Annotated in this window: 22 protein-coding genes and 1 tRNA gene; 13 read left to right on the plus strand and 10 right to left on the minus strand. The window is 71.2% G+C overall.

What is annotated here, in order from left to right:
• Nucleotides 1-44: 44 nt before the first annotated feature.
• The 6 genes from NFT33_RS04615 (at nt 45) to NFT33_RS04640 (ending at nt 10,344) form a co-directional block, all read left to right on the plus strand.
• Nucleotides 45-998 (plus strand): alpha-E domain-containing protein, encoded by a 954-nt coding sequence (locus NFT33_RS04615; RefSeq protein WP_037480442.1) that lies wholly within the window; start codon nt 45-47, stop codon nt 996-998.
• A gap of 135 nt (nt 999-1,133) precedes the next feature.
• Complete coding sequence (locus NFT33_RS04620) at nt 1,134-4,712, plus strand: transglutaminase family protein (protein WP_251673495.1); 3,579 nt, start codon at nt 1,134-1,136, stop codon at nt 4,710-4,712.
• Between the two features lie 105 nt (nt 4,713-4,817).
• The gene (locus tag NFT33_RS04625) at nt 4,818-7,412 is read left to right on the plus strand and encodes a circularly permuted type 2 ATP-grasp protein (protein WP_251673497.1); all 2,595 of its coding nucleotides are present in this window, start codon (nt 4,818-4,820) and stop codon (nt 7,410-7,412) included.
• Between the two features lie 47 nt (nt 7,413-7,459).
• Nucleotides 7,460-8,482: a transglutaminase family protein gene (locus NFT33_RS04630; protein ID WP_376744125.1), complete on the plus strand. Its 1,023-nt coding sequence runs from the start codon at nt 7,460-7,462 to the stop codon at nt 8,480-8,482.
• Nucleotides 8,483-8,528: 46 nt separating this feature from the next.
• Nucleotides 8,529-9,329, plus strand: coding sequence for a transglutaminase family protein (locus NFT33_RS04635; protein WP_251673501.1), 801 nt, complete (start codon nt 8,529-8,531; stop codon nt 9,327-9,329).
• Nucleotides 9,330-9,450: 121 nt separating this feature from the next.
• Nucleotides 9,451-10,344: a hypothetical protein gene (locus tag NFT33_RS04640; protein ID WP_251673504.1), complete on the plus strand. Its 894-nt coding sequence runs from the start codon at nt 9,451-9,453 to the stop codon at nt 10,342-10,344.
• Between the two features lie 12 nt (nt 10,345-10,356).
• Here NFT33_RS04640 and NFT33_RS04645 read toward each other — a convergent pair whose 3' ends face one another.
• The 8 genes from NFT33_RS04645 to lptF all read right to left on the minus strand — a co-directional run bounded on the left by NFT33_RS04645 (nt 10,357) and on the right by lptF (nt 17,901).
• Nucleotides 10,357-11,457: a phosphotransferase gene (locus NFT33_RS04645; protein WP_251673506.1), complete on the minus strand. Its 1,101-nt coding sequence runs from the start codon at nt 11,455-11,457 to the stop codon at nt 10,357-10,359.
• Nucleotides 11,458-11,500: 43 nt separating this feature from the next.
• Nucleotides 11,501-12,205, minus strand: a complete 705-nt coding sequence (locus NFT33_RS04650; RefSeq protein WP_251673509.1) for a Crp/Fnr family transcriptional regulator — start codon at nt 12,203-12,205, stop codon at nt 11,501-11,503.
• Entirely contained in the window at nt 12,202-12,954 is a 753-nt protein-coding gene (locus NFT33_RS04655; RefSeq protein WP_251673511.1) for a histidine phosphatase family protein, read from the minus strand. Before NFT33_RS04655 ends, NFT33_RS04650 begins: the two co-directional genes overlap by 4 nt.
• Nucleotides 12,955-13,036: 82 nt before the next feature.
• Nucleotides 13,037-14,224, minus strand: coding sequence for a pyridoxal phosphate-dependent aminotransferase (locus tag NFT33_RS04660; protein WP_251673513.1), 1,188 nt, complete (start codon nt 14,222-14,224; stop codon nt 13,037-13,039).
• 34 nt (nt 14,225-14,258) lie between these two features.
• Nucleotides 14,259-15,227 (minus strand): CysB family HTH-type transcriptional regulator, encoded by a 969-nt coding sequence (locus NFT33_RS04665; RefSeq protein WP_220787306.1) that lies wholly within the window; start codon nt 15,225-15,227, stop codon nt 14,259-14,261.
• Entirely contained in the window at nt 15,224-15,616 is a 393-nt protein-coding gene (locus NFT33_RS04670) for a sirohydrochlorin chelatase (RefSeq protein WP_251673515.1), read from the minus strand. The genes NFT33_RS04665 and NFT33_RS04670 overlap by 4 nt, the downstream gene beginning before the upstream one ends.
• 67 nt (nt 15,617-15,683) lie before the next feature.
• The gene (lptG, locus tag NFT33_RS04675) at nt 15,684-16,787 is read right to left on the minus strand and encodes an LPS export ABC transporter permease LptG (protein WP_220787307.1); all 1,104 of its coding nucleotides are present in this window, start codon (nt 16,785-16,787) and stop codon (nt 15,684-15,686) included.
• A 7-nt stretch (nt 16,788-16,794) separates the two neighbouring features.
• A complete protein-coding gene (lptF, locus tag NFT33_RS04680) occupies nt 16,795-17,901 on the minus strand; it encodes an LPS export ABC transporter permease LptF (RefSeq protein WP_149503451.1) in 1,107 nt (368 codons plus the stop codon).
• 27 nt (nt 17,902-17,928) lie between these two features.
• Here lptF and NFT33_RS04685 point away from each other — a divergent pair, with 27 nt between their 5' ends.
• From NFT33_RS04685 to NFT33_RS04705, 5 genes are all read left to right on the plus strand, one after another.
• The gene (locus NFT33_RS04685) at nt 17,929-19,389 is read left to right on the plus strand and encodes a leucyl aminopeptidase (protein WP_251673517.1); all 1,461 of its coding nucleotides are present in this window, start codon (nt 17,929-17,931) and stop codon (nt 19,387-19,389) included.
• A complete protein-coding gene (locus NFT33_RS04690; protein ID WP_309296114.1) occupies nt 19,386-19,838 on the plus strand; it encodes a DNA polymerase III subunit chi in 453 nt (150 codons plus the stop codon). The genes NFT33_RS04685 and NFT33_RS04690 overlap by 4 nt, the downstream gene beginning before the upstream one ends.
• The gene (locus tag NFT33_RS04695; protein WP_251673519.1) at nt 19,835-20,305 is read left to right on the plus strand and encodes a hypothetical protein; all 471 of its coding nucleotides are present in this window, start codon (nt 19,835-19,837) and stop codon (nt 20,303-20,305) included. Before NFT33_RS04690 ends, NFT33_RS04695 begins: the two co-directional genes overlap by 4 nt.
• A gap of 148 nt (nt 20,306-20,453) precedes the next feature.
• The gene (locus NFT33_RS04700; protein ID WP_251673521.1) at nt 20,454-21,596 is read left to right on the plus strand and encodes a branched-chain amino acid ABC transporter substrate-binding protein; all 1,143 of its coding nucleotides are present in this window, start codon (nt 20,454-20,456) and stop codon (nt 21,594-21,596) included.
• 140 nt (nt 21,597-21,736) lie between these two features.
• Nucleotides 21,737-21,826: transfer RNA gene (locus tag NFT33_RS04705), tRNA-Ser, on the plus strand.
• Nucleotides 21,827-22,095: 269 nt separating this feature from the next.
• Here the strand turns inward: NFT33_RS04705 and NFT33_RS04710 are convergent.
• Complete coding sequence (locus NFT33_RS04710) at nt 22,096-22,908, minus strand: DNA/RNA non-specific endonuclease (RefSeq protein ID WP_251673523.1); 813 nt, start codon at nt 22,906-22,908, stop codon at nt 22,096-22,098.
• Between the two features lie 150 nt (nt 22,909-23,058).
• Between NFT33_RS04710 and NFT33_RS04715 the strand changes: the two genes are divergently transcribed.
• Together NFT33_RS04715 and NFT33_RS04720 are read left to right on the plus strand one after the other, a co-directional pair.
• Nucleotides 23,059-23,556 carry a hypothetical protein gene (locus NFT33_RS04715; RefSeq protein ID WP_251673525.1) on the plus strand — a complete coding sequence of 166 codons (498 nt, stop codon included), beginning with the start codon at nt 23,059-23,061 and terminating at the stop codon, nt 23,554-23,556.
• Complete coding sequence (locus tag NFT33_RS04720; protein WP_220786463.1) at nt 23,553-24,455, plus strand: DUF2145 domain-containing protein; 903 nt, start codon at nt 23,553-23,555, stop codon at nt 24,453-24,455. The genes NFT33_RS04715 and NFT33_RS04720 overlap by 4 nt, the downstream gene beginning before the upstream one ends.
• A 25-nt stretch (nt 24,456-24,480) precedes the next feature.
• Here the strand turns inward: NFT33_RS04720 and NFT33_RS04725 are convergent, their stop codons facing one another.
• Nucleotides 24,481-26,436: an ABC-F family ATP-binding cassette domain-containing protein gene (locus NFT33_RS04725; protein ID WP_251673527.1), complete on the minus strand. Its 1,956-nt coding sequence runs from the start codon at nt 26,434-26,436 to the stop codon at nt 24,481-24,483.
• Nucleotides 26,437-26,448: the final 12 nt, after the last annotated feature.

The raw sequence follows: 26,448 nt of genomic DNA on the forward strand, positions 1-26,448 counted from the left end.
CTTCGACAAGAACCGACAAGAATCAAGACCCAAGGATTTTTCGCATGCTGTCTCGAACCGCCGACCACCTGTTCTGGATGTCGCGCTACATGGAGCGCGCCGAGAACACCGCCCGGATGCTCGACGTCAACTACCAGACCGCGCTGCTGCCGCAGTCGGCTGCGGTCTCCGAGCTGGGCTGGCGCGGCCTGCTGAGCATCTCCGAGCTCAGCGGCGACTTCGCGCGCCGCTATGGCGACGTGACCGCCGCCACCGTCATGACCTACATGGTCCGTGACGAGCGCAATCCCTCGTCGATCTGGAGCTGCCTGCGCGCTGCGCGCGAGAACGCCCGCGCGGTGCGCGGTGCGCTGACCACCGAGGTCTGGGAGACCACCAACCAGACCTGGCTGGAATTCAACCGCCTGCTGCGCGACGGCCTGCTCGAGCGCGATCCGAGCGCGCTGTTCGAGTGGGTCAAGTTCCGCTCGCACCTGTCGCGCGGCGTTCAGGTCGGCACGATGCTGCAGGACGAGGCGCTGCACTTCGTGCGCATCGGCACCTTCCTGGAGCGCGCCGACAACACCGCGCGGCTGCTCGACGTCAAGTTCCATGCGGTCGAGAGCGACTTCTACGGCGCCGCCGACGACCGCGATCAGGAGTACGACTTCTACCACTGGGCGGCGATCCTGCGCTCGGTCTCCGGCTTCGAGGTCTACCGCAAGGTCTACCGCAATGTCATCCAGTCGGACAAGGTCGCCGAGCTGCTGATCCTGCGCCCGGACATGCCGCGCTCGCTGGCGGCCTGCACCCAGGAGGTGGAGGTCAACCTGAAGCTGGTGGCCAACGACCACTCGTCGGAGACGCTGCGCCGTGCCGGCCGGCTGCATGCCGATCTGGAATACGGCCGCATCGACGAGATTCTCGCCACCGGCCTGCATGCCTACCTGACGCAGTTCCTCGACCGGGTCAACGAGCTGGGCGCGGGCATCAGCCGCGACTTCCTGGTCGCGGTCTGAAGACTGGGCTGATTCCTGCCGCGGACCGGACCCGTGCCGGCCCCGCCTGCCCCGGCGAAGCGTCGTGCACCGTGCCGTCATGCACCGTGACTACGATCGCCGGGGTCGTCTTTTCATTTGAAGAAAGATCACGCCGTGTCCATTCACGTCGCTCTCCATCACGTCACCCACTACCGGTATGACCGGCCGGTGACGCTGTCGCCCCAGGTGGTGCGCCTGCGCCCGGCGCCGCATTGCCGCACGCCGGTGCTGTCGTACTCGCTGCGCGTCGAGCCCGAGACGCATTTCATCAACTGGCAGCAGGATCCGTTCTCGAACTATCTCGCCCGCCTGGTCTTCCCGGAGAAGACCACGCAGTTCAAGGTCACCGTCGATCTGGTGGCCGAGATGGCGGTCTACAACCCCTTCGACTTCTTCCTCGAGCCGGGCGCGGAGACCTTTCCCTTCGTCTACGAGGACGGCCTGAAGCAGGAGCTGGCTCCGTACCTGGAGCCGGCGCCGGCCACGCCCGCGCTGCAGGCCTTCCTCGACACGATCGACCGCACCGAGGTGCGCACGATCGACTTCCTGGTCGGCCTGAACCAGCGCCTGCAGAACGACATCCGCTACACCATCCGCCTGGAGCCGGGCGTGCAGACGCCGGAGGAGACGCTGACCAAGGCCTCGGGCTCCTGCCGCGACACCGGCTGGCTGCTGGTGGAGACGCTGCGCCACATGGGCCTGGCCGCGCGCTTCGTCTCGGGCTACCTGATCCAGCTGAAGTCCGACGTCGTGGCCCTGGACGGCCCGAGCGGCACCGAGGTCGACTTCACCGACCTGCACGCCTGGTGCGAGGTCTACCTGCCGGGCGCGGGCTGGATCGGGCTGGACCCGACCTCCGGCCTGCTGGCCGGCGAGGGCCACATTCCGCTGGCCTGCTCGCCGCAGCCTTCGAGTGCGGCGCCGATCACCGGTGCGGTCGACGAGTGCGAGGTCGAGTTCGCGCACGAGATGAAGATCACGCGCATCTGGGAATCCCCGCGCGTGACCAAGCCCTACACCGAGGACCAGTGGGCCGCGGTGCTGGCGCTGGGCGAGCAGGTCGACGCCGAGCTGGTCGGCGGCGACGTGCGACTGACGATGGGCGGCGAGCCGACCTTCGTGGCGGTCGACGACCGCGACGGCGCCGAGTGGAACACCGACGCGCTGGGCCCCACGAAGCGGCTCTATGCCACCGAGCTGGTGCAGCGCCTGCGCGACGAATACGGCCAGGGCGGCTTCCTGCACTTCGGCCAGGGCAAGTGGTACCCGGGCGAGCAGCTGCCGCGCTGGGCGCTGTCGGCCTACTGGCGTGCGGACGGCCAGCCGTGCTGGCACGACATGTCGCTGTTCGCCGACGAGCGCGACAACCACCAGTACACCTCGGCCGATGCCAGGCGCTTCATGCTCGGCCTGACCGCGCGCCTGGGCCTGACCGACCAGTTCGTGCAGACCGGCTACGAGGACACCTGGTACTACCTGTGGCGCGAGCGCCGCCTGCCGGTCAACGTCGACCCCTTCGACTCGCGGCTGGACGACGAGCTCGAGCGCATGCGCCTGCGCCGCGTCTTCGACCAGGGCCTGGAGCAGGAGATCGGCTACGTGCTGCCGATCAAGCCGGCCGAGGGCCCGACGCTGGACGGCCCGCGCTGGGTCACCGGCCCGTGGTTCTTCCGCGACGAGCGCATGTACCTGGTGCCCGGCGACTCGCCGATGGGCTACCGCCTGCCGCTGGACTCGCTGCCCTGGGTGGCGAAGAAGGACTATCCCTTCCTGATCGAGCAGGATCCGTTCGCGCCGCGCGACGCGCTGCCCGCCGCCCATGTGGTGCGCCAGCAGTACGCCGCGCATGTGGCCGGCGGCGGCTTTGCCGAGGGCGGCACGGTGGCGCTGCAGGGCGGCGCCTTCGACGGCGACTACGGCTTCGGCGACATCTACGGCCAGGCCGATGCCAGCACCGCCACCGGCAGCACGGCCGGTCATCCCCGCGAAGGCGGGGACCCACGCGCTCAGACCGCGTCGGATGGCGACGTCGGCGGGACCGGCCGCGCGCGCGCCCTGTCGCCGCTCGACGGCCTGAGCGCCGAGGAGCTGGCGCGCCATCCGCAGCGCTTCGAGTCGGCGCACTGGATCACCCGCACCGCGCTGTGCGTCGAGGTGCGCGATCCGCGTCGCGCCAACGGTCCGAAGGCCGAGAAGGTCGGCAGCCCGTCGGGCGTGATGTATGTCTTCATGCCGCCGCTGGCGCGCCTGGAGGACTACCTCGAGCTGCTCGCCGCGATCGAGGCCACCGCGGCCGCGCAGGGCGTGAAGATCGTGCTGGAGGGCTACCCGCCGCCGCGCGACCCGCGTCTGACGCTGCTGCAGGTCACGCCCGACCCCGGCGTCATCGAGGTCAACATCCACCCGGCGAAGAACTGGCGTCAGCTGGTCCAGCACACCGAGTTCCTCTACGACGCGGCCTGGAAGACGCGCCTGTCGACCGAGAAGTTCATGCTCGACGGCCGCCACACCGGCACCGGCGGCGGCAACCACATGGTCATGGGCGGCGCCACGCCCGCGGACTCGCCCTTCCTGCGCCGGCCGGACCTGCTGGCCTCGCTGCTGGTCTACTGGCACAACCATCCCTCGCTGTCCTACCTGTTCTCGGGCCTGTTCATCGGCCCGACCAGCCAGGCGCCCCGGGTGGACGAGGCCCGCAACGACCAGGTCTACGAGCTGGAGATCGCGCTGCGCGAGATCGAGCGCAACAAGGGCGTCTACGGCGAGGACATGCCGCCGTGGCTGGTCGACCGCACGCTGCGCAACGTGCTGATCGATGTCACCGGCAACACGCACCGCAGCGAGTTCTGCATCGACAAGCTGTACTCGCCCGATTCCAGCACCGGCCGGCTGGGCCTGCTGGAGCTGCGCGCCTTCGAGATGCCGCCGCATGCGCGCATGTCGATCGTGCAGCAGCTGCTGCTGCGCACGCTGATCGCGCGCTTCTGGAACGAGCCCTACCGCGCGCCGCTGGTGCGCTGGGGCACCGAGCTGCATGACCGCTTCCTGCTGCCGAGCTTCGTGCGCATGGACTTCGAGGACGTGATGGAGGACCTGCAGCGCGCCGGCTACGGCTTCGACGCCGCCTGGTTCGCGCCGCACTTCGAGTTCCGCTTCCCGAAGGTCGGCGAGGTCTCGGCCAAGGGCGTGCACCTGACGCTGCGCAGCGCGCTCGAGCCCTGGCATGTCATGGGCGAGGAGGGCGCGATCGGCGGCACGGTGCGCTATGTGGACTCGTCGCTGGAGCGCATCGAGGTGCATGTCAGCGGCCTGGTCGAGCGCCGCCATGTGGTGACGGTCAACGGCGTGCCGCTGCCGCTGCAGCCCACCGGCCGGGTCGGCGAGTATGTGGCCGGCGTGCGCTACCGCGCCTGGCAGCCGCCTTCGGCGCTGCATCCGACCATCGGCGTGCACGCGCCGCTGACCTTCGACCTGGTCGACACCTGGAACGAGCGCTCGCTGGGCGGCTGCCAGTACCATGTCGCGCATCCGGGCGGGCGCAACCACGAGACCTTCCCGGTGAACTCCTACGAGGCCGAGAGCCGCCGCCTGGCGCGCTTCTTCGCGATGGGCCATACCCCGGGTCGCATGGTCGTCGGCGAGACGAAGCGCAGCCTGGAGTTCCCGTTCACGCTGGACCTGCGCCGGGGCTGAACGCCGCTGCGACAGTCGATCTGAACTGCAATACCGGTACGCGGCGGGACACGATTGCGGCTCTCCCGGAGGCGCAAGTCCCGCGCTCCGGTGCATGATGCGCCGATGCAATCGAGTCTTCTTCCCGACGAGACGCCCGGGGCGGCCCTTCTGGCCGCCGCGTCGGCGCTGGCCGGAACGACCGGACACCATGACGAGCTGCGCGGGGTGCTCGTCGGATCCGGATCCCCGGCGACCCCCTCCGGCCTGGCGCCGGTGTGGGAACGCTTCTTCGAGGCCAACGGCGTGGCCGGCTGGCTGGACCTGTCCGCGCGCCTGTCGCGGGTGCAGCGCCGGGTGCGCGAGGACGGCGCGACCTACAACGTCTATGCCGAAGGCGGCGAGAGCGCACGCTCCTGGCCGCTGGAGCTGCTGCCGCTGCTGATCACGCCCGACGAGTGGCGCCACATCGAGGCCGGCGTGCGCCAGCGCGCGCGGCTGCTCGACGCGACGCTGGCCGATCTCTACGGCCCGCAGGACCTGCTGCACGACGGCCTGCTGCCGCCCTCGCTGGTGCTGGCGCATCCGCAGTACCTGAGGCCGATGCACGGCGTGCGCCCGGCCGGCAACCGCTGGCTGCATGTGGTGGCCTTCGACCTGGCGCGCGCGCCCGACGGCGGCTGGCGGGTGGTCGGCCAGCGCACCCAGTCGCCCTCGGGCCTGGGCTATCTGCTGGAGAACCGGCTCATCATCGGCCAGCAGTTTCCCGAGGCCTTCCGCTCGCTGAAGGTGCAGCGGGTGGCCTCGGCCTTCCGCACGATGATCGAGGGCCTGCTGCGCGACAGCCCGGCCGGGACGCACTCGCGCATCGCGCTGCTGACGCCGGGGCCGCGCAACGAAACCTACTTCGAGCATGTCTTCCTGGCCCGCTACCTCGGCATCACGCTGGTGGAGGGCTCGGACCTGACGGTGCGCGGCAACCGGCTCTATCTGAAGACGCTCGGCGGGCTGGAGCAGGTGCATGTGCTGCTGCGCCGGGTCGACGACGAGTGGCTCGACCCGCTGGAGCTGCGCCCGGACTCGGCGCTGGGTGTGCCCGGCCTGGTGCAGGCGGTGCGGGCCGGCGAGGTGGTGCTGGCCAACGCGCCCGGCGCCGGCGTGCTCGAGAGTCCGGGCCTGAGCGCCTTCTGGCCCGGCATCGCCGACCGGCTGCTGGACGAGCCCCTGAAGCTGCCGGCGCACACCAGCTGGTGGTGCGGCGAGGCCAGCGTCTGGGAGGCCACCCGCCCGCGGCTGCGCGACTACCTGATCGTGCCGACCTTCCCGGCCGGTGCGGTGACGCGCAGCTTCGCGCCGGTGATGACCAGCGAGCTCTCCCCGCAGGCGCTGCGCGAGTGGGAGGCGCGCATCGACGCCGACCGCGCCGCGCACACGCTGGTGATGCCCGCGCGCCCCTCCGAGCTGCCGGTCTGGCATGCCGGGCGGCTCGAGCCGCGCCCGGTGGTGGTGCGGGTCTATGCGATGTCGGACGGCGCCGGCGGCTGGCAGGTGCTGCCCGGTGGCCTGACCCGGGTGGCCGGGCGGCGCAGCGGCGTCGACGCCTATCTGTCGATGCAGTCCGGCTCGGCCAGCACCGACACCTGGGTGCTGACCGACGGCGAGGTCGACGCCACCACGCTGCTGCCGCGTCCGCTCGATGCGGCCGATCTGGCCGGCTGGCGCCGGGTGGTCACCAGCCGCGCGGCGGAGAACCTGTTCTGGCTCGGCCGCTACACCGAGCGGGCCGAGAACAGCGTGCGGCTGGCGCGGCTGGCGCTGGAGGCGCTGCCCTCGGGCAGCGCGCCGGTGCTGCAGGTGCTGCACCGGCTGCTGGTCGGGCAGGGCATGATCGGCGCGGCGGTGCCGCTGCCGGTGCAGGGCTCGTCGCAGGCAGCGCGGGTGTTCGAGCGCGCATTGATGCATTCGCTCGGCGACACCCGCGGCAGCTTCAGCGTGGCCTACAACCTGCAGGCGCTGCGCCAGTGCGCCGAGGCGCTGCGCGAACGGCTCTCGACCGAGCACTGGGGCCTGATCAAGCACCTGAGCGAGCTGTTCCCGCGCCAGCTCGCCGGCATCGGCGCACGCGAGGGCCACGAGCCGCTCAGCGACGTGCTGGGCGTGCTCAACCAGGCCGCGCTGCATCTGGCGGCGATCACCGGCGCGCAGACCGACCGCATGACCCGCGACGACGGCTGGCGCCTGCTCAGCGTCGCGCGCCAGATCGAGCGGCTGGACATGCTGGCGCAGGCGCTGGAGGCCGGCTTCCAGGCCGGGCTGCATGACCTGGACGACGGCTTCGCGCTGCTGCTGGGCCTGTTCGACTCGACCATCACCTACCGCGCGCAGTTCCAGGCCCGCCGCGAGGTGCCGCCGCTGCTGCACCTGCTGGTGCAGGACACCGACAACCCGCGCTCGCTGGCCTGGGTGGCGCGCACGCTGCGCGAGCGGCTGCGCAAGCTCGCCCGCCACGATCCGGCCTGGGCCGAGGCGGTCGCGCTGACCCTGCCGAGTCCGTCGGACTGGTCGCTCGAGACGCTCAGCACCCGCGATGCCCACGGCCGCCACAGCGCCCTGATGAGCGCGCTGCAGGAATGCCACCAGGCCGCGCTGGGCGTCTCCGGCGAGATCAGCCGGCATCTGTTCTCCCATGTCGGCCCGGCCGACCGCACCGTCTGGCAATGACGCTTCCCGAGATCCAAGAGCTCCCCGAGACGCCCGAGCGCCCCGCGATCGCGGCGGCAACTCCAGCCTCCGAGACGGCCCGTGCCGCCGAAGCGGCCGAGGCACAGGCGCCGCGCCGGCTGCGCGTGCTGCACGAGACCTGCTACGACTATGACGCGCCGGTCGAGCTGGCCCACCATCTGGGCATGCTGCGGCCGCGCCACACCCCGCTGCAGCAGGTGCTGGAATGGCAGCTCTCGGTCACGCCGCAGCCCGATGTCGCGCCGGCCGCGCCCGGCGAGCCCGACGATCCGGACGGGCTGCTGCGCGCCGGCGACGAGCGGGTGCTGGTGACGCCGGGCGTGCAGCAGAGCCTCGATCCCTGGGGCAACCACCGGGTGGGCTTCTCGCATTCGCGGGTGCATGACCGGCTGGTGGTCAGTTCCAGCTTCGTGGCCGACATCGCGCCGCTGCCGCGGCTGCAGCCCGAGGCCAGTCCGGCCTGGGAGGCGGTGGCCGAGCGGCTCGACTACCGGCCCGGCGCCGGCTTCGAGCCGGCGGTGGAGTTCACGCTGGGCTCGCTGTACGCGCCGCGCGAGGCCTCGCTGGCGCGCTTCGGCGCCGAGGTCTTCCGTCCCGGCGTGCCGCTGCTGGCCGGGGCGCTGGCGATGATGCACCTGATCCATCGCCGCTTCGAGTACCGGCCGCTGGCCACCTCGGTCAACACCCGCGCGCCCGAGGCGCTGGCGCAGCGCCAGGGCGTCTGCCAGGACTTCGCCCATGTGATGATCGGCGCGATGCGCTCGCTCGGGCTGGCGGCGCGCTATGTCAGCGGCTATCTGCTGACCCAGCCGCCGCCGGGCCAGCCGCGGCTGGTCGGCGCCGACGCCTCGCATGCCTGGGTCGCGGTCTGGTGCCCGCTGCATGGCTGGGTCGCGCTCGATCCGACCAATGCGGTGCCGGCCGGCCTCGACCATGTGACGCTGGCCTGGGGCCGCGACTATGCCGACGTGGCGCCGCTGCGCGGGGTGATCCGCGGCGGCGGCCGTGCGGTGCCCTGCGTCGGCGTGACGGTGATGCCGATGGAGTGAGCGCGCCCCGGTTGCGGGCGCGCTTCTTGCATTCGTGGTGCGGATCGTGAAACTGAAGATCCGTCACCTGACCCGCTACCGCTACGCCAGTCCGCTGCGCGCCGCGGTCCAGACCCTGTGCCTGACGCCCAGCTCCGGCGCCGGGCAGCAGGTCCACCACTGGTGCCTCGATGTCAGCGGTCGGCTGCAGCCGCACACCGATGCCTGGGGCAACCGCAGCCATCTGATGCACATCGAGGCCGGCGAGCGCGAGTTGCGCTGCGAGGCCTCCGGCGTGGTCGAGACCTGCGGCCAGGCCTGGTCGCCGGAGCCTGCCGGGCCGGATCCCCGGGTCTATCTGGCGCCTTCGTCGCTGGCCGTGCTGGATGCGGCGATGCGCCATGATCTGCGCGATGCCGGCCTGGAGGCGCCGCGCGACGAAGACCTGGCGCTGGCGCTGGCCCGCCATGTGGCCGAGCGGGTGCGCTATCGCCCGGGGGCCACCCATGCCACCACCACCGCGGCGCAGGCCTGGCAGGGCGGAGAGGGTGTGTGCCAGGATCAGGCCCATGCCTTCGTGGCCGCCTGTCGTGGCCTGGGCGTGCCGGCCCGCTATGTCAGCGGCTATTTCCATGCGCCGGGCAGCGAGTCGCTGGCCAGCCATGCCTGGGCCGAGATCTGCCCCGATCCGGCCGCGCGCCGCTGGCTGGGCATCGACATCACCCATGTCGGTCGGGTCGACGAGCGCCATGTGCGGCTGGCGGTCGGCCCCGACTATGCGGCCTGCTCGCCGATCCGCGGCGTGCGCAGCGGCGGCGGGCGCGAGCGGCTGACGGTCGAGCTGGAGATCGTCGCGCTGCCGGCCTGAACCGATGGCGGGCTGGCGTGCCTCCCCCGGAAAGCATGGGAAGCTGCAGAACCGGCAGAACTTCAGCGCTGTCACGGTCTGGCCGATAAGGAGGCAGAGAAACCGCCTTCACCCGTCCACCATGTTCAAGGCCTTGCAGAAGCTGCAGAAGATGTTCGGCTCTCGTCCGGAGGACGAGCCCGACTCGCGGCTGCTTGATGGCTGGGCCCACAGCCGGGGCCATCAGCTCAAGCGGGTGCGGCGCGGCGAAGGCCGGGTGATCGAGTTCGACTGCGATGACCGGCGCGGGCGCATGGAATGGGGCCCTTCGCACCGGGCCTACATCAAGGGGCGCGAGCTGCGCATCCGCATCGACGCCGGGCTGCCCGGACAGATGGAGATGATGATCATGTCGCGCCGGCTGGCCCAGCAGCTCGGTGGCGAGGCCTACCAGACACTGACCAGCGCGCACCAGACCGGCATCGATGCCGATCTGCCCGAGGAGGTGCGCTGGCTGTCGATGCTCGAGAAGGTGCCGGTGCCCTCGTCGGCGGCCGGCTATGTGCTGATGTCGTCCTCGCCGGTGCATGCGCGGCGCTGGCTCGATGGCGATCTGCTCAGCCGTGTCAGCCGCGCCTCCAATCTCTGGCTCGGTGACAGCGCACCGCTGGTGGTGATGACGCTGCGGGGCTGCATCTACCTGCGCACCGAAGCCGGCGCGCTGGAGGAGCCGATGCTCGACGGCGCCCGTGCACTGGCGGAGTCCGCGCTGCTGTCGGCCCGCCAGGCGCTGCTGCGCCCGGTCGACGAGCCTGATGCGCCGCCGCCGGCACCGCTGCGCCCGGGCCTGTCGAGCGCGGCCGGCGGCCGGCGCATCGGTGCGATGGGGCCGCCGTCGGGCTTCGAGAATCCGTCGGTGCTGGAGCTGCCGATGGACAGCGACATGATGGCGATGTCGATGCCGGCGCCCACCCCGCCGCCGACGACGCCGCCGACGACGCCGACGCCGACGCCGACGCCGACGCCGCGGCGCTGAGACCTCCCCCGGTCAGCGTGCTCCGGCGCGTTGCGCATGCCGCCAGGCCAGCTCGGCCATCGGGCGGGCGCCGGCCGCAGCCTGGCGGGCCTGCGCGCTCGAGGCGGTGCCGTCGACCACCCGGCGCGCGATGCCCTGCAGGATCGCGCCGATGCGGAACAGGTTGTAGGCGAGGTAGTAATCCCAGTCGGCCAGCAGCGCCTCGACCGCGTCGGCCGTCATGCCCGGGCGGGTGCGCGCCAGGTAGCGCCGCACGTAGTCGCCCTCGGCCGGAATGCCCAGCGCGGGCAGGTCGCAGCCACCGATGCCGCGGAAGGCGCCCGGCGGGATGTGCCAGGACATCGCGTGGTAGCTGAAGTCGGCGATCGGGTGGCCGAGCGTCGACAGCTCCCAGTCCAGCACCGCCAGCACCCGCGGCTCGGTCGGATGGAAGATCAGGTTGTCGAGCCGGTAGTCGCCATGCACCACCGCGACCTGCGTGTCGTCGCGCGCGGCCGCGGGCAGGTGCGCCGGCAGCCAGTCGATCAGCCGGTCCATCTCGGGAATCGGCTCGGTGACCGAGGCCTGGTACTGACGGCTCCAGCGCGCGATCTGGCGCTCGAAGTAGCTGCCCGGGCGGCCGTGGTCGCCCAGGCCGACCGCCTGCGGATCGACCCGGTGCAGCGCGGCGATCACCCGGTTCATCTCGTCGTAGATCGCGCCGCGCTCGGCCGGCGTCATGCCCGGCAGCGTCTGGTCCCACAGCACCCGGCCCTCGACATGCTCCATCAGGTAGAAGGCGCGGCCGATCACCGCCTCGTCCTCGCACAGCAGCAGCATGCGCGGCACCGGCACCTCGGTGGCGGCCAGCGCGCCCATCGCCCGGTACTCGCGCTCGATCGCGTGCGCCGAGGGCAGCAGCTTCGCCGCCGGTCCCGGCTTGGCGCGCATCACCCATTGCCCGGCGGGCGTGTGCAGCCGGAAGGTCGGGTTGGACTGGCCGCCGCTGAACTGCTCGACCTGCAGCGGGCCGTCGAAGCCGTCGAGCCGCCCGCGCAGCCAGGCGGCGAGCGCGTCGGCGTCGAAGGCATGCTGCGGGGCCACCGGGCGGGTGGTCGGGGCGGAAGAGGTCATCGCAGGCATCTCCTGGCAGGGGCGGAATCGGGGCGTTCGGCGTTCAGCGCTCGGCGATCGCCATCAGCTTCTCGCGCGAGAGCACCACCAGCCGGGTCGGCTCGACCCGCACCGCGCCCTCGCGCTCGAAGCCCTTGAGCTCCTGGTTGACCCGCTGGCGCGAGGCGCCGACCAGCTGCGCCAGGTCTTCCTGCGCCAGCTGCAGGCCGATGCGGATCTCCTCGCCGTAGCTGATGCCGTAGCTGCGCGACAGGTGCAGCACCTGCTTGGCCAGCCGGGCCGACAGCGGCCGGGTGTTGAGGTCCTCGAAGGAGGCGAACATCAGCCGCAGCCGGCGGCAGTTCAGCCGCAGCAGCGCCTCCGACAGCTCCGCATGGCGCGAGAGCAGGTCGAAGAAGTCGTGCTTGCGCACGATCAGCAGCGTGCTCGGGCCGTGCGTGGTCGCGTCATGCGTGTGCGGCAGGCCGTCGAACAGCGAGATGTCGCCGAACCAGGTGCCGGGCTCGACATAGGTCAGCGTGATCTGCTTGCCCGACATCGACACCGAGCTGGCGCGCACCGCGCCGCTGGCCACCGCCACCCAGTCGGTGGCCGGCGCGCCGCGGGTGCCGATCTGGATGCCGTCCGGATAGCGGCGGATGATGGTGCGGCTGATGATGTCGTGGCGCAGCGCCGGCGACAGCTTGGAGAACCAGGAGCCGGATTCGATGTTCCGGCGTTCCTCGGGGGTCAGGACAGGGGTGGTCATCGCGTCGTCAGGCCGCCGGCGTACTGCGCCAGCAGCCTTTCCATCGTGGTGGTGCGTTCGTCGGGCTGCAGCCAGTCGGTGGGCGAGAGGTTGACGGCGCGCAGCACCGCATCCTGTCCGCCGGGGCCGAGATCGACGATGTTGATGCAGGCCGGCGACTGTTCCAGCCGGCCGAGAAAGGCGCGGCCGCCGCACAGCCAGCCCGACAGCAGCGCGCGGTTGACGCCGCCGTGCAGCACCAGCAGCGCGGTCTGCCAGCCGGCGTCGTCCTGCAGCCGAGCCATCGCCGGCAGCACCCGGTCGAGCAGCGCGCCGATCGTCTCGCCGCCGAGAAAGGCGCGCTGCTCGATCGTCTTCGTTCCTGTCTCGCCGGATGCTGGCGCGAACGCGCCGGTGAAGGCCTCGCGCAGCTGCTCCGGCGCCAGGCTGGAGAGCCGGCCCGGGCGGATCTCCTCGAAGTCCGGCTCGATGTCGATCGACCGGCCGGACTGGCCGCAGGCGGCCAGCACCCGGCGCGCGGTCTCGAGCGTGCGCGGCAGGCCGCTGACGACGGCCCGGTCGAAGACCACGCCGGCCGCGGCGAACAGCGCGCCGGCCGCATCGGCCTGGGCGCGTCCGGCCGCGTTCAGCGGCACCTCGTGCGGGGGCAGCGGCGTGCCGTCGGGCAGGAAATAGTCGACCGCCCCGTGCCGCATCAGATAGAGGCGGCGACGGGGCGGCGGGGTGAAGAGATCGGCGGCATTCGGCATGGGCGCCGATTCTGGCACGCAAAAAAGAACGATCGTTCGTTCTTTCTGGCGCAAACGGTTCCGATCAGATCAGGACTTTCCCTCAGGCCAGCGGACCGCGCGGGACCAGATGCTGGCGCAGCCGCGCCAGCGCCCGTTCGAGCGTCTCGTCGCGCTTGGCGAAGCACAGCCGCGTGAACTGCTGGTCGTGCCCGTCCGGGTAGAAGGCCGACAGCGGAATGGCGGCCACGCCCACCTCGCGGGTCAGCCATTCGCAGAAGGCGGCCTCCGGCAGCGCGGCGATCTCCGGCGCCAGGCCGGCGTAGCTGACGCACTGGAAGTAGGTGCCTTCGCAGGGCAGCAGCGCCAGTCCGGTGCCGGCCAGACCGGCGCGGAACAGGTCGCGCTTCCTCTGGTAGAAGGCCGGCAGCTCAAGGCAGGGCGCCGCATCCGCCATGAAGGCCGCCAGCGCGTGCTGCATCGGCGTGTTGACGGTGAAGACGTTGAACTGGTGGACCTTGCGGAACTCGGCCATCAGCGCCGCCGGCGCGGCGACGAAGCCGACCTTCCAGCCGGTGACATGGCAGGTCTTGCCGAAGCTGGAGATCAGCACGCCGCGCTCGGCCAGCGCCGGATGGCGCGCGATGCTCTGGTGCGTCGCGCCGTCGTAGACCATGTGCTCGTAGACCTCGTCGGCCAGCACCAGGATGTCGGTGGGCGCCAGCAGCGCGGCGAGCTGCTGCATCTCGGCCTCGGTCCAGACGGTGCCGGTCGGGTTGTGCGGCGTGTTGACCAGGATGGCGCGCGTCCGGGGCGTGATCGCCGCGGCGATGGCGGCGAAGTCGGGGCGGAAGCGGCCCGGCGTCAGCGCCACATGCACCGCGCGCGCGCCCGCCAGCAGGATCGAGGGCTCGTAGCTGTCGTAGCAGGGATCGAGCACGATCACCTCGTCGCCCGGATGCACCAGCGCGAGCACCGCGGTCAGGATCGCCTGGGTGGCGCCGGCGGTGATGGTGATTTCCAGGCCGGGGTCGTAGGTGCGGCCGTGCAGCGCGGTGATCTTCGCGGCGATCGCCTCGCGCAGCGCCGGCACGCCGGCCATCGGCGGGTACTGGTTGTGGCCGGCGTCGAGCGCGTCCTTCACCGCCTGCATCAGCCGCGGGTCGCCGTCGAAGTCCGGGAAGCCCTGGCCGAGATTGACCGCGCCGTGCTGCTGCGCCAGCGCACTCATCGTGGTGAAGATGGTCGTGCCGACCGCAGGCAGGCGGCTGGTGAGGGCGGGCGTGGGCATCGGGGGTCTCCAGGGCAAGGACGGTGGGCAGGACTCAGAGGCCGTCGCTGGCGGCGGGCTGGTCGAGGCTCTGGCCGAGCATCGCGCGCTCGATCAGCGGCCGGCTCAGCCGCTCCGACAGCAGCTCGGCGAAGGTGTAGACGAAGTTGCGCAGGTAGGCGCCGCGCTTGAAGGCGATGCGCGCGACATTCGGGCCGAACAGATGGCCGACCGGCCGCGCGGTCAGGTCGCCGCCGGGGGCGCACAGCACATCGTCGAGCACCGCCATCTCGGCGACGATGCCCACGCCCAGACCCAGTCGGACATAGGTCTTGATGACGTCCGAGTCGATCGCCTCCAGCACGAAGCTGGGCTTGAGGCCGCGCTGCTCGAAGGCGGCATCGATGCGCGAGCGGCCGGTGAAGGACGGGTGATAGGAGATCAGCGGCTCGGCGGCGAGCTGCTCCAGCGTCGGGCGCTCCAGCCGCGCCAGCGGGTGGCCGACCGGCAGCACCGCGACATGGCGCCACTCGTAGCAGGGCAGCGTCACCAGGTCGTCGTACTGGGTCAGCCGCTCGGTGGCCATGCCGATCTCGGCCGCGTCGTCGAGGATCATCTGCGCCACATCCTCGGGCGTGCCCTGGTGCAGGCTGACCGCGACCTTGGGGTAGCGCGAGCGCAGCGCCGCCACCGGCGTGGGCAGCACATAGCGCGCCTGGGTGTGGGTGGCGGCGATCGACAGCGTGCCGGCCTCCTGGCGCGAGTAGTCCTCGCCGATGCGCTTGAGGTTGGCGACCTCGCGCATGATGATCTCGATCGACTGCAGCACCTGGCGGCCCGGCTCGGTCACGCGGCGCAGCCGCTTGCCGTGGCGCGCGAAGATGTCCACGCCCAGTTCCTCCTCGAGCTCGAGAATGGCCTTGGAGATGCCGGGCTGTGAGGTGTGCAGCGCGCGCGCGGTCTCGGTCAGGTTCAGGTTGCGCCGTGCGGCCTCCTGGACGAAGCGGAACTGGTGCAGGTTCATGCGGCCGGCTCTTCCGCGGGGGGGGCGTCGACCAGCGTCAGCGCGGCCTGCGCGATCGCGCGGCTGATGGCCTCGGTCTCGCCGATCGCGGCGGTGTCGCGGATCGTCACCGCCGGCAGCTGCGCGCGCAGGCCGGCCAGCAGCTCGGGCAGGTCGCGGCGCACATGGCCGCCGGCGCCCAGGAACAGCGGCACCACGGTGATCAGGGTGCAGCCCTGCGCGGCCAGCGCGTGCGCGGCCGCGTCCAGGCGCGGCTCCATCAGCTCGAGATAGGCCAGCGCGACCGGGCGGCCGCCCGCGGCCTCGCGCATGCGCGCGGCGATGGTCTCGAAGGGGCGCGCCCAGGCGGGGTCGCGGGCGCCGTGGGCGAACAGCAGGATGCCTTGCATCGGAAGTCTCCGGACAGGTGGGACGCGGGGAGGAACACGGGGAGGTGCACGCGGAGGAAATGCGACCTCAGCGGTAGCGCACCAGCCAGCTGAAGGCCGCCAGCGACATCAGCAGGTAGACCACGCTGGGCACGCTGGCGGCCAGCCAGGGCGTCCAGTCGTGCAGCAGGCCCAGATGGCCGCTGACATTGTTGAGCAGCACGAAGCTGATGCCCAGCAGGATGCCGCCGAAGACCTTCAGCGGCACGCCGCCGGCACGGGCGTGCAGATAGGCGAAGGGCAGCGCCAGGCCCAGCATCACCAGGCAGGCGAAGGGGTAGAGCGCCTTCTTCCAGAACTGGATCGCATGGCGCTGGGCGGTCTGCTCATGGTCGGACAGGTGGCTCATGTAGGTCCACAGCGCCGCGGTCGACATGGTGCGCAGCGGCAGCACCGCGGCCGAGACCACCTCGCGGGTCAGCGTCGAGGGCCAGTCGAGCGTGGCATGGCGGCGGTCGGGCTGCAGCGCTGGCGTGGCGTCGGCCGCCCACTGCGACACCAGCACGCCTTCGAGCCGCCAGGTGCCGTCGGCGCCGACCTGCGCGCGCTCGGCGGTGGTGCGGGTGCGCAGCTCGCCCTTCGGTCCGAACTCGAGAATGCGCACCCGCTCGAGCTCGCCCTCGTCGGGGGCTGCACCGATGCTGATGGTGAAGCGGTGCTCGCCGTCGGCCTCGGTGCGGCTGTCGCGCAGCCACAGGCCGCCGCGTCCGACCGACAGCCCGCCGTGGCGGCGCGACTCGATCACGGTGGCCTGCGCATCGCACCAGGGCGCGACATAGTCGCCGACGACGAAGGTCAGCGCCGCCATCACCAGCCCGAGCCGGGCCAGCAGCCACAGCGCGCGCCCCGGCCCCAGGCCGCCGGTGCGCAGGATGGTGAACTCGCTCGACTGCGCCAGCCGGGCCAGCGCGTAGATCGCGCCGATCAGCAGCGCGATCGGCATCAGCTCGTAGAGATGGCCGGGCAACTGCAGCACGCACACCAGCAGCGCCTGCTCGAGGCGGTAGTCGCGCCCGATCGCGTCGAGCTCGCCCACCAGGTCGATGAAGAAGAACAGGCCGAGAAAGGCCAGCGTGACGAACAGCGTCGCGCCGAGGATCTCGCGGTAAAGCAGCCGCCGGACGGTGCGCATGGGGTGTTCAGGAAGTCGGTGAAGGGGAGCGATGCCAGGGCAGGCGCGGCAGGTTCGAGCCTGCCACCCGCCAGCGCAGCAGCGCCAGCGCGCCGGCCAGCATCGAGCCGTGCACCGCCAGCAAGGCGCCCGCGGCCGGCAGCCGGCCGTTGGCCACCCAGGCCTGGCTCAGCGAGACCAGGTTGAAATAGACGACGAAGCCCAGCAGCGCGACCATCAGCACCCAGTTGTTGCCGCCGCGCGGCCCGCCCGAGGCCAGGCCGATGCCCCACAGCAGCAGGTTGAAGGCGGCCAGGATCATGCCCAGGCGCCAGACCAGCTCGCCGCGGCTGCGGGCCTGGTCCGAGCGCAGCAGCGTCAGCGTGTCCTGCGCCTTCGGGGGCAGCTCGGCCAGCGGCCCGGCGCTTTTCTCGCCGATGCGCACCACATAGCGCTCGAAGCGCGCGATGGTGCGGGTGCCGCCCTCGACATCGAGATCGGTGCGCGCGCCGTTCGACAGCACCAGCTCGCGCTGGCCGTCCTCGCGCGGCTCGATGCGTCCGGCCTGGGCGGTGGTCACCGACTCGCCGTCCTCGCGCTGGTCGAGAATGAAGATGTTGCGCCCGTCGCTGCTGTCGGCCGACTGCTTGTCGAGAAAGAACACCCGCCTGCCGTCGCTGGAGGTCTGGAACTGGCCCGGCGCGACCCGCGACAGGTCGGAGCGGCGCTCGTAGCGGTCGCGCAGCTCGGTGGTGTTGCGGTTGGCCCAGGGCCAGACCAGCAGCATCAGCGCCGTCACCGCCACCAGCACCGGCACCGCGAAGCGCAGCACCGGCCGCACGAAGCGCGCGATCGACACGCCGCTGCTGAACCAGACCGCCATCTCGCTGTCGCGGTACATGCGCGTGAGCACCGACACCACCGCGACGAACAGCGACAGGCTCAGCATCGTCGGCAGCTGCGCCAGCGCGATGTAGCCCAGCAGCAGCACGACATCCTGCGGCGAGACCTTGCCGCCGGCGGCCATGCCGAGGGTGCGGATCAGCATCATCGTCAGCACGATCGTCAGGATGACGATCAGCGTGCCGCCGAAACTGCGGGAAAGATCCTTGCGTAGGGTGGAATCGAATAACATCGGCGCGTCTTGGAACAGCGCGGAATTATGGACGTTCGAACTCTCGTGGCGGAATCGCCGGACTTTTCGCAACTCGACCGCGAGGCGCTGGTCGTGGTCGTGCCCCCGGATCGTGCCCAGTGGCAGCTCGACGCGGCGCTGTGCGCGCTGCTCGACGAGGCGGTGGCCGCCGGCGATCTGGCGCTCAAGCCGGGTCGCACGCTCTACATGCATCGGCCGGCCGGCCTGAAGGCCGCGCGGCTGGCGGTCGCGGTGGCGGCCGACGGCAGTGCCCGCGCCTGGAAGAAGGCGCTGGCCGCGGGTCTGGGCCTGATCAAGGGCGGCGGCGCCAGCCGCGCCGCGCTGGTCTGGGCCGGCGCGGGCCAGCCCGACGCCGCGATGGCCGAAGCCGCTGCCTGCGTGGCCTCCGATCTGGTCTATGTCTACCGTCTGACCAAGCCGAGCGCGCCGGAGGCCCCGCGCCTGGGCGCGGTCGAGCTGGTCTGCGCCACCGCCGCCGAGGCCGAGGTGTCCGCCGGCCTGGCGCGCGGCGCGGCGATCGCCGCCGGCGTCGAGCTGGCGCGCGAGGTCGCCAACCGTCCGGCCAATCACTGCACGCCCTCGCATCTGGCCGACGAGGCCCGCGCGCTGGCGAAGATGAAGGGCGTCAAGGCCGAGATCCTCGAGCGCAAGGAGATCGAGGCGCTGGGCATGGGCTCCTTCCTGGCGGTGGCCCAGGGCTCGGCGGAGCCGCCGCGCTTCATCGTGCTGAAGTACCAGGGCGCGGGCAAGAAGGACGCGCCGGTGGTGCTGGTCGGCAAGGGCATCACCTTCGACACCGGCGGCATCTCGATCAAGCCGGCCGCCGACATGGACGAGATGAAGTTCGACATGGGCGGCGCCGCCAGCGTGCTGGGCACCTTCCGCGCGGTGGCCGCGCTGCGCCCGAAGGTCAATCTGATCGGTCTGATCCCGACCTGCGAGAACATGCCCGACGGCCGCGCGGTCAAGCCCGGCGACGTGGTCACCTCGATGTCGGGCCAGACCATCGAGATCCTCAACACCGACGCCGAGGGCCGGCTGATCCTGTGCGACGCACTGACCTATGCCGAGCGCTTCAAGCCGGCGGCGGTGGTCGACATCGCGACGCTGACCGGTGCCTGCATCATCGCGCTGGGTCATCACCACGCCGGTCTCTTCAGCCCGGACGACGCGCTGGCCGACACGCTGCTGGCCGCAGGCCGCGCCGCGCAGGACACCGCCTGGCGCCTGCCGCTCGACGAGGAGTACGACGAGGCGCTCAAGAGCAACTTCGCCGACATGCCCAACGTCGGCCCGCGTGCCGGCGGATCGATCACCGCAGCCAAGTTCCTGCAGCGCTTCGCCAAGGCCTACCGCTGGGCGCATCTGGACGTGGCGGGTGTCGCCTTCCGCAGCGGCGCGGCCAAGGGCGGCACCGGTCGCCCGGTGCCGCTGCTGACGCACTTCGTGCTGTCGCAGGCCCAGTGAGCGCGGGCGCCGTGATGCCGGCGGTCGCCTTTCACTTCAACGTGCCCGAGCGGCGTGGCTACGTCTGCCGGCTGCTGCGCAAGGCCTGGCGCAGCGGCGCGCGGGTGGTAGTGACCGGCGAGGCGGCGATGCTGGCCGAGGTCGACCGGCTGCTGTGGACCTTCGAGCCGCTGGAGTTCGTGCCGCACTGGCGTGGCGCAGGCGTCGACGCGGTGCCGGAGCGGCTGCGCGAGACGCCGGTGCTGCTGCTGGAGCAGCACAGCCCGGCGCTCGGCCATGACGTGCTGGTCAATCTCGGTCACGAGGTGCCGCCGGACTGGCAGCGGTACCGGCGTGTCATCGAGGTGGTCAGCCGCGACGAGTTCGATCGCGACCGCGCGCGTGCACGCTGGCGCCACTACGGCGCCGCCGGTGCCGCCATCGAGAAGCACGAGGCGGGGGGCGCATGAGCCCGACCGGTGTGCCGCCGCGCGTCGCGCCGCCCGAGGTGCCGGTCCTCACCGAGGTGGTGCTGCCAGCGCGCCCCGAGGTCGTGCCGCAGGAGCCGCCGCTGGTGGCGGGTGTCTCCGGCGCGCTGCCTGCGGCCGAGGCGGTGGCGGTCGCGCTGGCGATCGAGTCGGGTCGCAGCCCGCTGCCCGCGGGGGCTCCGGCGATGGCCGTCGCTGCGCCGTCGCCACCCGTGGCCGCAGCGCTGCCGGCCGATCTGCAGGAGCAGATCGTGCTGCAGGTGCTCGGCGACATGCAGCGCCAGGTCGACCGGCTGCTGGAGTTCCGCCTGCGCGAAAGCCTGGCGCCGGTGCTCGAGCGCCTGGCCGACAGCCTGGTCGACGAGGTCCGCGAGCAGCTTGCGCTCACGCTGCGCGATGTGGTGCGCCGTGCGGTGGCCCAGGAGCTGGCGCGGCATCGCTCGCGCTGAAGTCTCCGGCCGTCATCCGGATCGGCTGCTCTGCCGTTGTCTGAGGGCTTACCCGCGAACTTGATCCAGCCGCTGGAGAGCGGTCCGGATTTGGGTTAAGTTTTCTGCCTGTCATTCCCCATCATTCGCAACCCTGGAGTTCTGATCCATGAATCACAAGCTCAATGTCGCTCTCGCTGGCCTGGCGCTGCTGGCTGCCGCAGGTTCTGCCTCGGCTCAGGAAGTGGTCAAGATCGGCCATGTGGGCCCGACGAGCGGCGGCATCGCGCACCTGGGCAAGGACAACGAGAACGGCGCGCGCATGGCCGTGGACGAGCTCAATGCCAAGGGCGTGACGATCGGCGGCAAGAAGGTGAAGTTCGAGCTGCTGGCCGAGGACGACGGCGGCGACCCGAAGCAGGGCACGGCCGCGGCGCAGAAGCTGGTGGACTCGAAGGTCGCCGGCGTGGTGGGCCACCTGAACTCGGGCACCTCCATCCCGGCATCGAAGATCTACAGCGACGCGGGCATTCCGCAGATCTCGCCGTCGGCGACGAACCCGAAGTACACCCGCCAGGGCTTCAAGACGACCTTCCGTCTGGTGGCGGACGATGTTCACCTGGGCGGCACGCTGGGCAAGTACGCGGTGACGCAGCTCAAGGGCAAGTCGATCGCGGTGATCGATGACCGCACGGCCTACGGCCAGGGCGTGGCCGACGAGTTCGAGAAGGGCGTGAAGGCGGCCGGCGGCAAGACGGTGGCGCGCGAGTTCACCAACGACAAGGCGACGGACTTCACCGCGATCCTGACCAACCTGAAGGCGAAGAAGCCGGACATCGTGTTCTTCGGCGGCATGGACGCGGTGGCGGGCCCGATGATCCGCCAGATGAAGCAGCTGGGCATCAAGGCGAAGTTCATGGGCGGCGACGGCATCTGCTCGGGCGAGCTGCCCAAGCTGTCGGGCGGCGCGATGGAGGACAGCCAGGTGGTGTGCGCCGAGGCCGGCGGCGTCGAAGGCGAGCAGAAGAAGGGCATGGACGAGTTCAAGGCCCGCTTCAAGACGAAGTTCAACGCCGACGTGCAGATCTACGCGCCGTATGTGTACGACTCGGTGAACGTGCTGGTGGCGGCGATGGAGAAGGCCGGCTCGAGCGATCCGGTCAAGTACCTGCCGGTGCTGGCCAAGACGACGGGCTACAAGGGCGTGACCGGCACGATCACCTTCGACGAGAAGGGCGACATCAAGAACGGCGCGCTGACGATGTTCACCTACAAGGGCGGCAACCGCGAGCAGATCGCGGTGGTGCGCTGAGCGTCGGACTGCCGGTGTCGGGCGGATCTGCGGTCCGCAGCGGTCACGGCAACAGCAACGACAACGAGGGGGCTTCGGCCCCCTTTTTCATGGCGCTCTTTTCAATCCGAAATTTCTCATGCTAGAATGCATGTCTTTCCGGAGAGGTGGATGAGCGGTTTAAGTCGCACGCCTGGAAAGCGTGTGTGGGTTAATACCCACCGCGGGTTCGAATCCCGCCCTCTCCGCCATAACAAGTGAACGCCCGAAAAGCCTTGTGAATCAACAAGTTAGCTTCTCGGGCGTTTCTACTTTCAATCCCGTTGTTCCCCCGCGCTATCGGCGTGCAGAGGAGCGGCCGATCGGGCTGGCACGAGCGCAGCCAGCACTAACCCCGGCGCCTGCCGGGTCAGCACGCAGCTGAAGGCGGAGTTTGCCGCCAGCGGTCGCGCCCATGGCCGCAGCCTGGGGGCGCTGCGGCGCACACAGAACCAGAACCTGGCTGGCGTGTCGGGCGCGCTCACTGCCCCGGATTGAGGCCGGGCAGGAACTCGATGCCGGTGCGCCTGACCAGCTCCGCATAGCTGATCGGGCGCGGGAAGGATGCATCGTCGCGGTTGTCGATCCAGTAGGCCCAGGCGCGGTTCTCGGCCTCGTCGTAGACCAGCTTGTAGAGCTGCGACGGCACCCAGACCTGGTTGTCGCCGATGGTGCGCGGCCGCTTCGGAAACATCGGGCCGGTGTAGACCTGGACCGCGCCCTTGCTGCGCATCACGTACTTGCGGGTGGCCTGCTCGATGTCGGCCCAGGGGCCGCGGTTGTTCTGCTGCGCCTGCGGCACCATGTTGGCCATCGAGAAGCTCTGCGCCATCGCCTGCGCGGTGGGCATGTCGGCCGCCGGGGCCATGTGGCCTCGGTCGAAGCCGGAGTTGCGGTAGTCGTCCGGCGTGGCCCGGTCGGCCGAGGGCAGGCGGGCCTCCGGATAGAAGCGGTTGGTGCGCTCCTCGCCGCGCGCGTCCTGCAGCTGGCGCCGTGTCAGCCGCTCGATCACCAGCACCGGCGTGCGGCTCTGGCCGGAGTGAATGACCGCGAAGGCATCGAAGCACAGCTCGCGCAGCCGGCGCTGCGGGCTGAGGTCGATGCGTGGCAGCACGCTCTTCTGCGGGAAGAACTGCGGGCAGCGGCTGCTGCTGCCAGGATAGCCCAGCGGGCCCCCGGCGGCGGGCGCGGCAGGGGGCGTCGCCTCGCCCGACTGTGGCAGCAGGGACTTCAGATAAGAGGTCAGATCGGTGTTCGACAGCAGCAGTGCAACAACGCTGGCAATGCTGGCCAAGGTGATGGGGCGGGGGCGGAGCAGGGACACGTCGGAACAGGAAATGGACCTGAAGATTCGATGAAGGGTTGTGACACTAACCGAAGTCGACGCGGAACACCGCTCAGATCGGGGAGTCGACTCCTGCCTGTCGCTGCTAACGTCCTGCGCATGAACGATTCCTCGATCCCGTCCCGTCTGCTGCGCGTCTGCGCGATGCCTGTGCTGCTGGCGCTGGCTCAGGCCACGGCCGCGGTGCCGGCGCTGGCCGCCAGCACCGCGGCGTCTTCGGCGCTCGACAGCGCCTCCTCGTCGGTCGGCAGCCTGTCGACCTCGATCGGCCAGTCCAGCCGAAGCTCGTCGGGCGGCGATCTGGCCGCCGGCGACTGGCGGGTGACCGATGTCGCCGAGCTGGCGCCTGACGCCGCCGAGCCCGGGCGCGCGCTGCTGGCGCTGACGCTGCAGGCCGAGCCCGGCGGCGCCGAGCTGGTGCTGAAGCTGCCGCGCGTGCTGGCCGAGCGCCAGGCACTGGACACCGGTGTGCTGCTGAACGTGCGCCGTCAGGGCTGGGGCTTCGAGCTGGCCCGTGCCGGTGCCGCCGAACCCTTCTTCCTGGTGCTGGACGACATGCGCCACCGCGAGCTCGGCTCGCGCCCGGTCACGCTGTGATCCGGGCCGCGGCCTGGCCGCTGGCGCTGCTGATCCCGCTGCTGCTGCTGGCGCTGCCGGCCCGGGCGGATCTGCTGCGGCCGTGCGCGGTCGCGCCGGATCCGGGGCCGCGCGCCATCGGCCGGATGCTGATGCTGGCCGAGCGGGTGCGCAGCACGCTGGAATCCTCCGGGCGCCGGGTCGCGCTGGTGTCGCGCGCCGGTCTTGACCTGGATCGCATCGGCCACCGCTTCTCGCATGCCGGCTTCAGCGTGCGTGCCAGCGCCGACGGGCCGTGGTCGGTGCGCCAGCTCTATTACGCCTGCGAGGAGGGCCGCTCGCGCCTGTTCGACCAGGGGCTGGCCGGCTTCCTGGCCGGTGCCGAGCGGCCTGAGCGCGGCCATCTGTCGGTGGTGCTGCTGCCGCGGGAGGCCCGTGCCGACGAGGCCGCGCTGGAGACGGCGCTGCTCGATGCCGGCCGCTCGCTCGAGGTGCTGGGCGCGGTCTACAGCCCCAATGCGCACGCCTTCTCGACCCGCTACCAGAACTGCAACCAGTGGGCGATCGAGCTGATCGCGGCCGCCGGTGGCGCCGGTCCCGGGCGCGAGGCCGCGCAGGCCTGGCTGCGCCGCACCGGCTACCAGCCCAGCCGCATCGAGCTGCCGCTCTGGGCGGTCGACCTCACGCGCCTGGTGCCCTGGCTGCACCATGACGACCATCCAGCCGAAGATCTTGCCGCCGGGCGAATGCAGGTCAGCCTGCCGGCGGCGCTCGAGGACTTCCTGCGCCAGCGCTGGCCTGCGGCCGAGCGGCTGGCCTTCTGCCATGCCGGCGCCCGTGGCGTGCTGCGCCGGGGCTGGGCGCCGCTGAGCGACGACTGCATGCCGGAGCCGGGTGACGAGGTGTTCGCGCTGGAGTGACGGCCCGCTTCTTCGGCCGCGTGGCTCAGGCCGCCTCCATCGCCTCGATCTGCTCGCCGATCTCCAGCCACTCCATCTCGAGCGTCTCGATGCGATCGGCAAGCTCCTTGAGGCGGCGGCCCTGATCGGCGCGCTCGGCCGGGCTCAGGTCCGGGCGGGCCATCGCCTCCAGGAGCGCGGCATGTTCGGCCTGGGCCTTCTCCAGCGCCTGCTCGGCCTGCTGCTGGCGCTTCTTCAGCGGCCGGGTCAGCTCGGCGAGCTTCATGCGGGCGGCTGCCTGGGCCTTGCGCTCGTCGCGGCTGGACGGTGCGGCCGGCCCTGCGGCGGCCGGCTGGCTGACGGCGCGGGCCTGCTCCTGCGCGGCGCGGTCTTCCTCGCGGGCGCGCCGGGCGATCTCGCGGCTCTGCTCGAGCAGCCATTTCTGGTAGTCGTCCAGATCGCCGTCGAAGGGCTCGACCTGGCCGCCGGTCACCAGCCAGAACTCGTCGCAGACCTCGCGCAGCAGCGCGCGGTCGTGGCTGACCAGCATCACCGTGCCCTCGTACTCGTTGAGCGCCATGCTCAGCGCCTCGCGGGTGGTGAGGTCGAGGTGGTTGGTCGGCTCGTCGAGCAGCAGCAGGTTGGGGCGCTGCCAGACCAGCATCGCCAGCACCAGGCGCGCCTTCTCGCCGCCCGAGAGCGAGCCGACTTCCTGATTGACCATGTCGCCGACGAAGCGGAAGCGCCCGAGGAAGTCGCGCAGCTCCTGCTCGCGCGCCTGCGGGCTGACCTCCCTGGCCAGGCGGATCATGTGCGCCAGCGGCCCCTCCTCGGGCCGCAGCACATCCATTTCCTGCTGCGCGAAGTAGCCGATCGCCAGGCCCTTGCCCTCCTGGACCCGGCCCGACAGGCGCGGGAGCGCCCCGGCCAGCGTCTTGACCAGCGTCGACTTGCCCTGGCCGTTGGCGCCCAGGATGCCGATGCGCTGGCCCGGCAGCACCGATTTCGTCACGCCGCGCACGATCGCCGTCTCGCCGTAGCCGACCTCGACCGCATCCATCACCAGCATGGGGTTGGGCAGGCTCAGCGGTTCGCGGAAGGAGAACTCGAAGTCGGCGGCGGTCAGCACCGGCGCGAGCTTCTCCATGCGGGCCAGCGCCTTGACCCGGCTCTGCGCCTGCTTGGCCTTGGTCGCCTTGGCCTTGAAGCGGTCGATGAAGCGCTGCAGCTGCGCCACCTTCTCCTGCTGGCGGCTGTAGGCGGCCTGCTGCTGCAGCATGCGCTCGGCGCGCATCGACTCGAAGGTGGTGTAGTTGCCGCCATAGCGGGTCACCCGGGCCTCGTCCAGGTGCAGCGTGACCCGGGTCACCGTGTCGAGGAACTCGCGGTCGTGGCTGATGACCAGCATCGTGCCCTCGAAGCGCAAGAGCCAGGCCTCCAGCCAGACCAGCGCGTCCAGGTCCAGGTGGTTGGTGGGCTCGTCGAGCAGCAGCAGGTCGCCCGGGCACATCAGCGCGCGCGCGAGCTGCAGCCGCATGCGCCAGCCGCCCGAGAAGCTGTTGACCGGCAGATCCAGCTGGCTGACCCGGAAGCCCAGGCCGAGCAGCAGCGCCTGCGCACGCGAGCGGGCGTCGAAGGCGCCGGCTTCGGCCAGGCGCGCATGGGCCTCGCCGATGGCGTGGCCGTCGCCGCTGGCCTCGGCCTGGGCCAGCGCGGTGCGCGCGGCCATCAGCGGCGCGTCGCCCTCGAGCACGAACTCGGTCGCGCCGGTCTCGGTCTCGGGCATGTTCTGCGCGACCTCGGCGATGCGCCAGCGCGGCGGCATCTCGATGTCGCCGGCGTCCGGGTGCAGCCGGTCGGTCAGCAGCGCGAACAGCGAGGACTTGCCCGCGCCGTTGCGCCCGACCAGCGAGGCCTTCTCGCCGGGCTGGAGCGTGAACGAGGTGTCGTCGAGCACGAGCTTCGTGCCGCGACGCAGCGTGATGTTCTTGAACTGGAGCATGGGAAAGTCGGG

It is taken from the genome of Sphaerotilus sp. FB-3, assembly GCF_023706025.1.
Taxonomy (GTDB): Bacteria; Pseudomonadota; Gammaproteobacteria; order Burkholderiales; family Burkholderiaceae_C; genus Sphaerotilus; species Sphaerotilus sulfidivorans.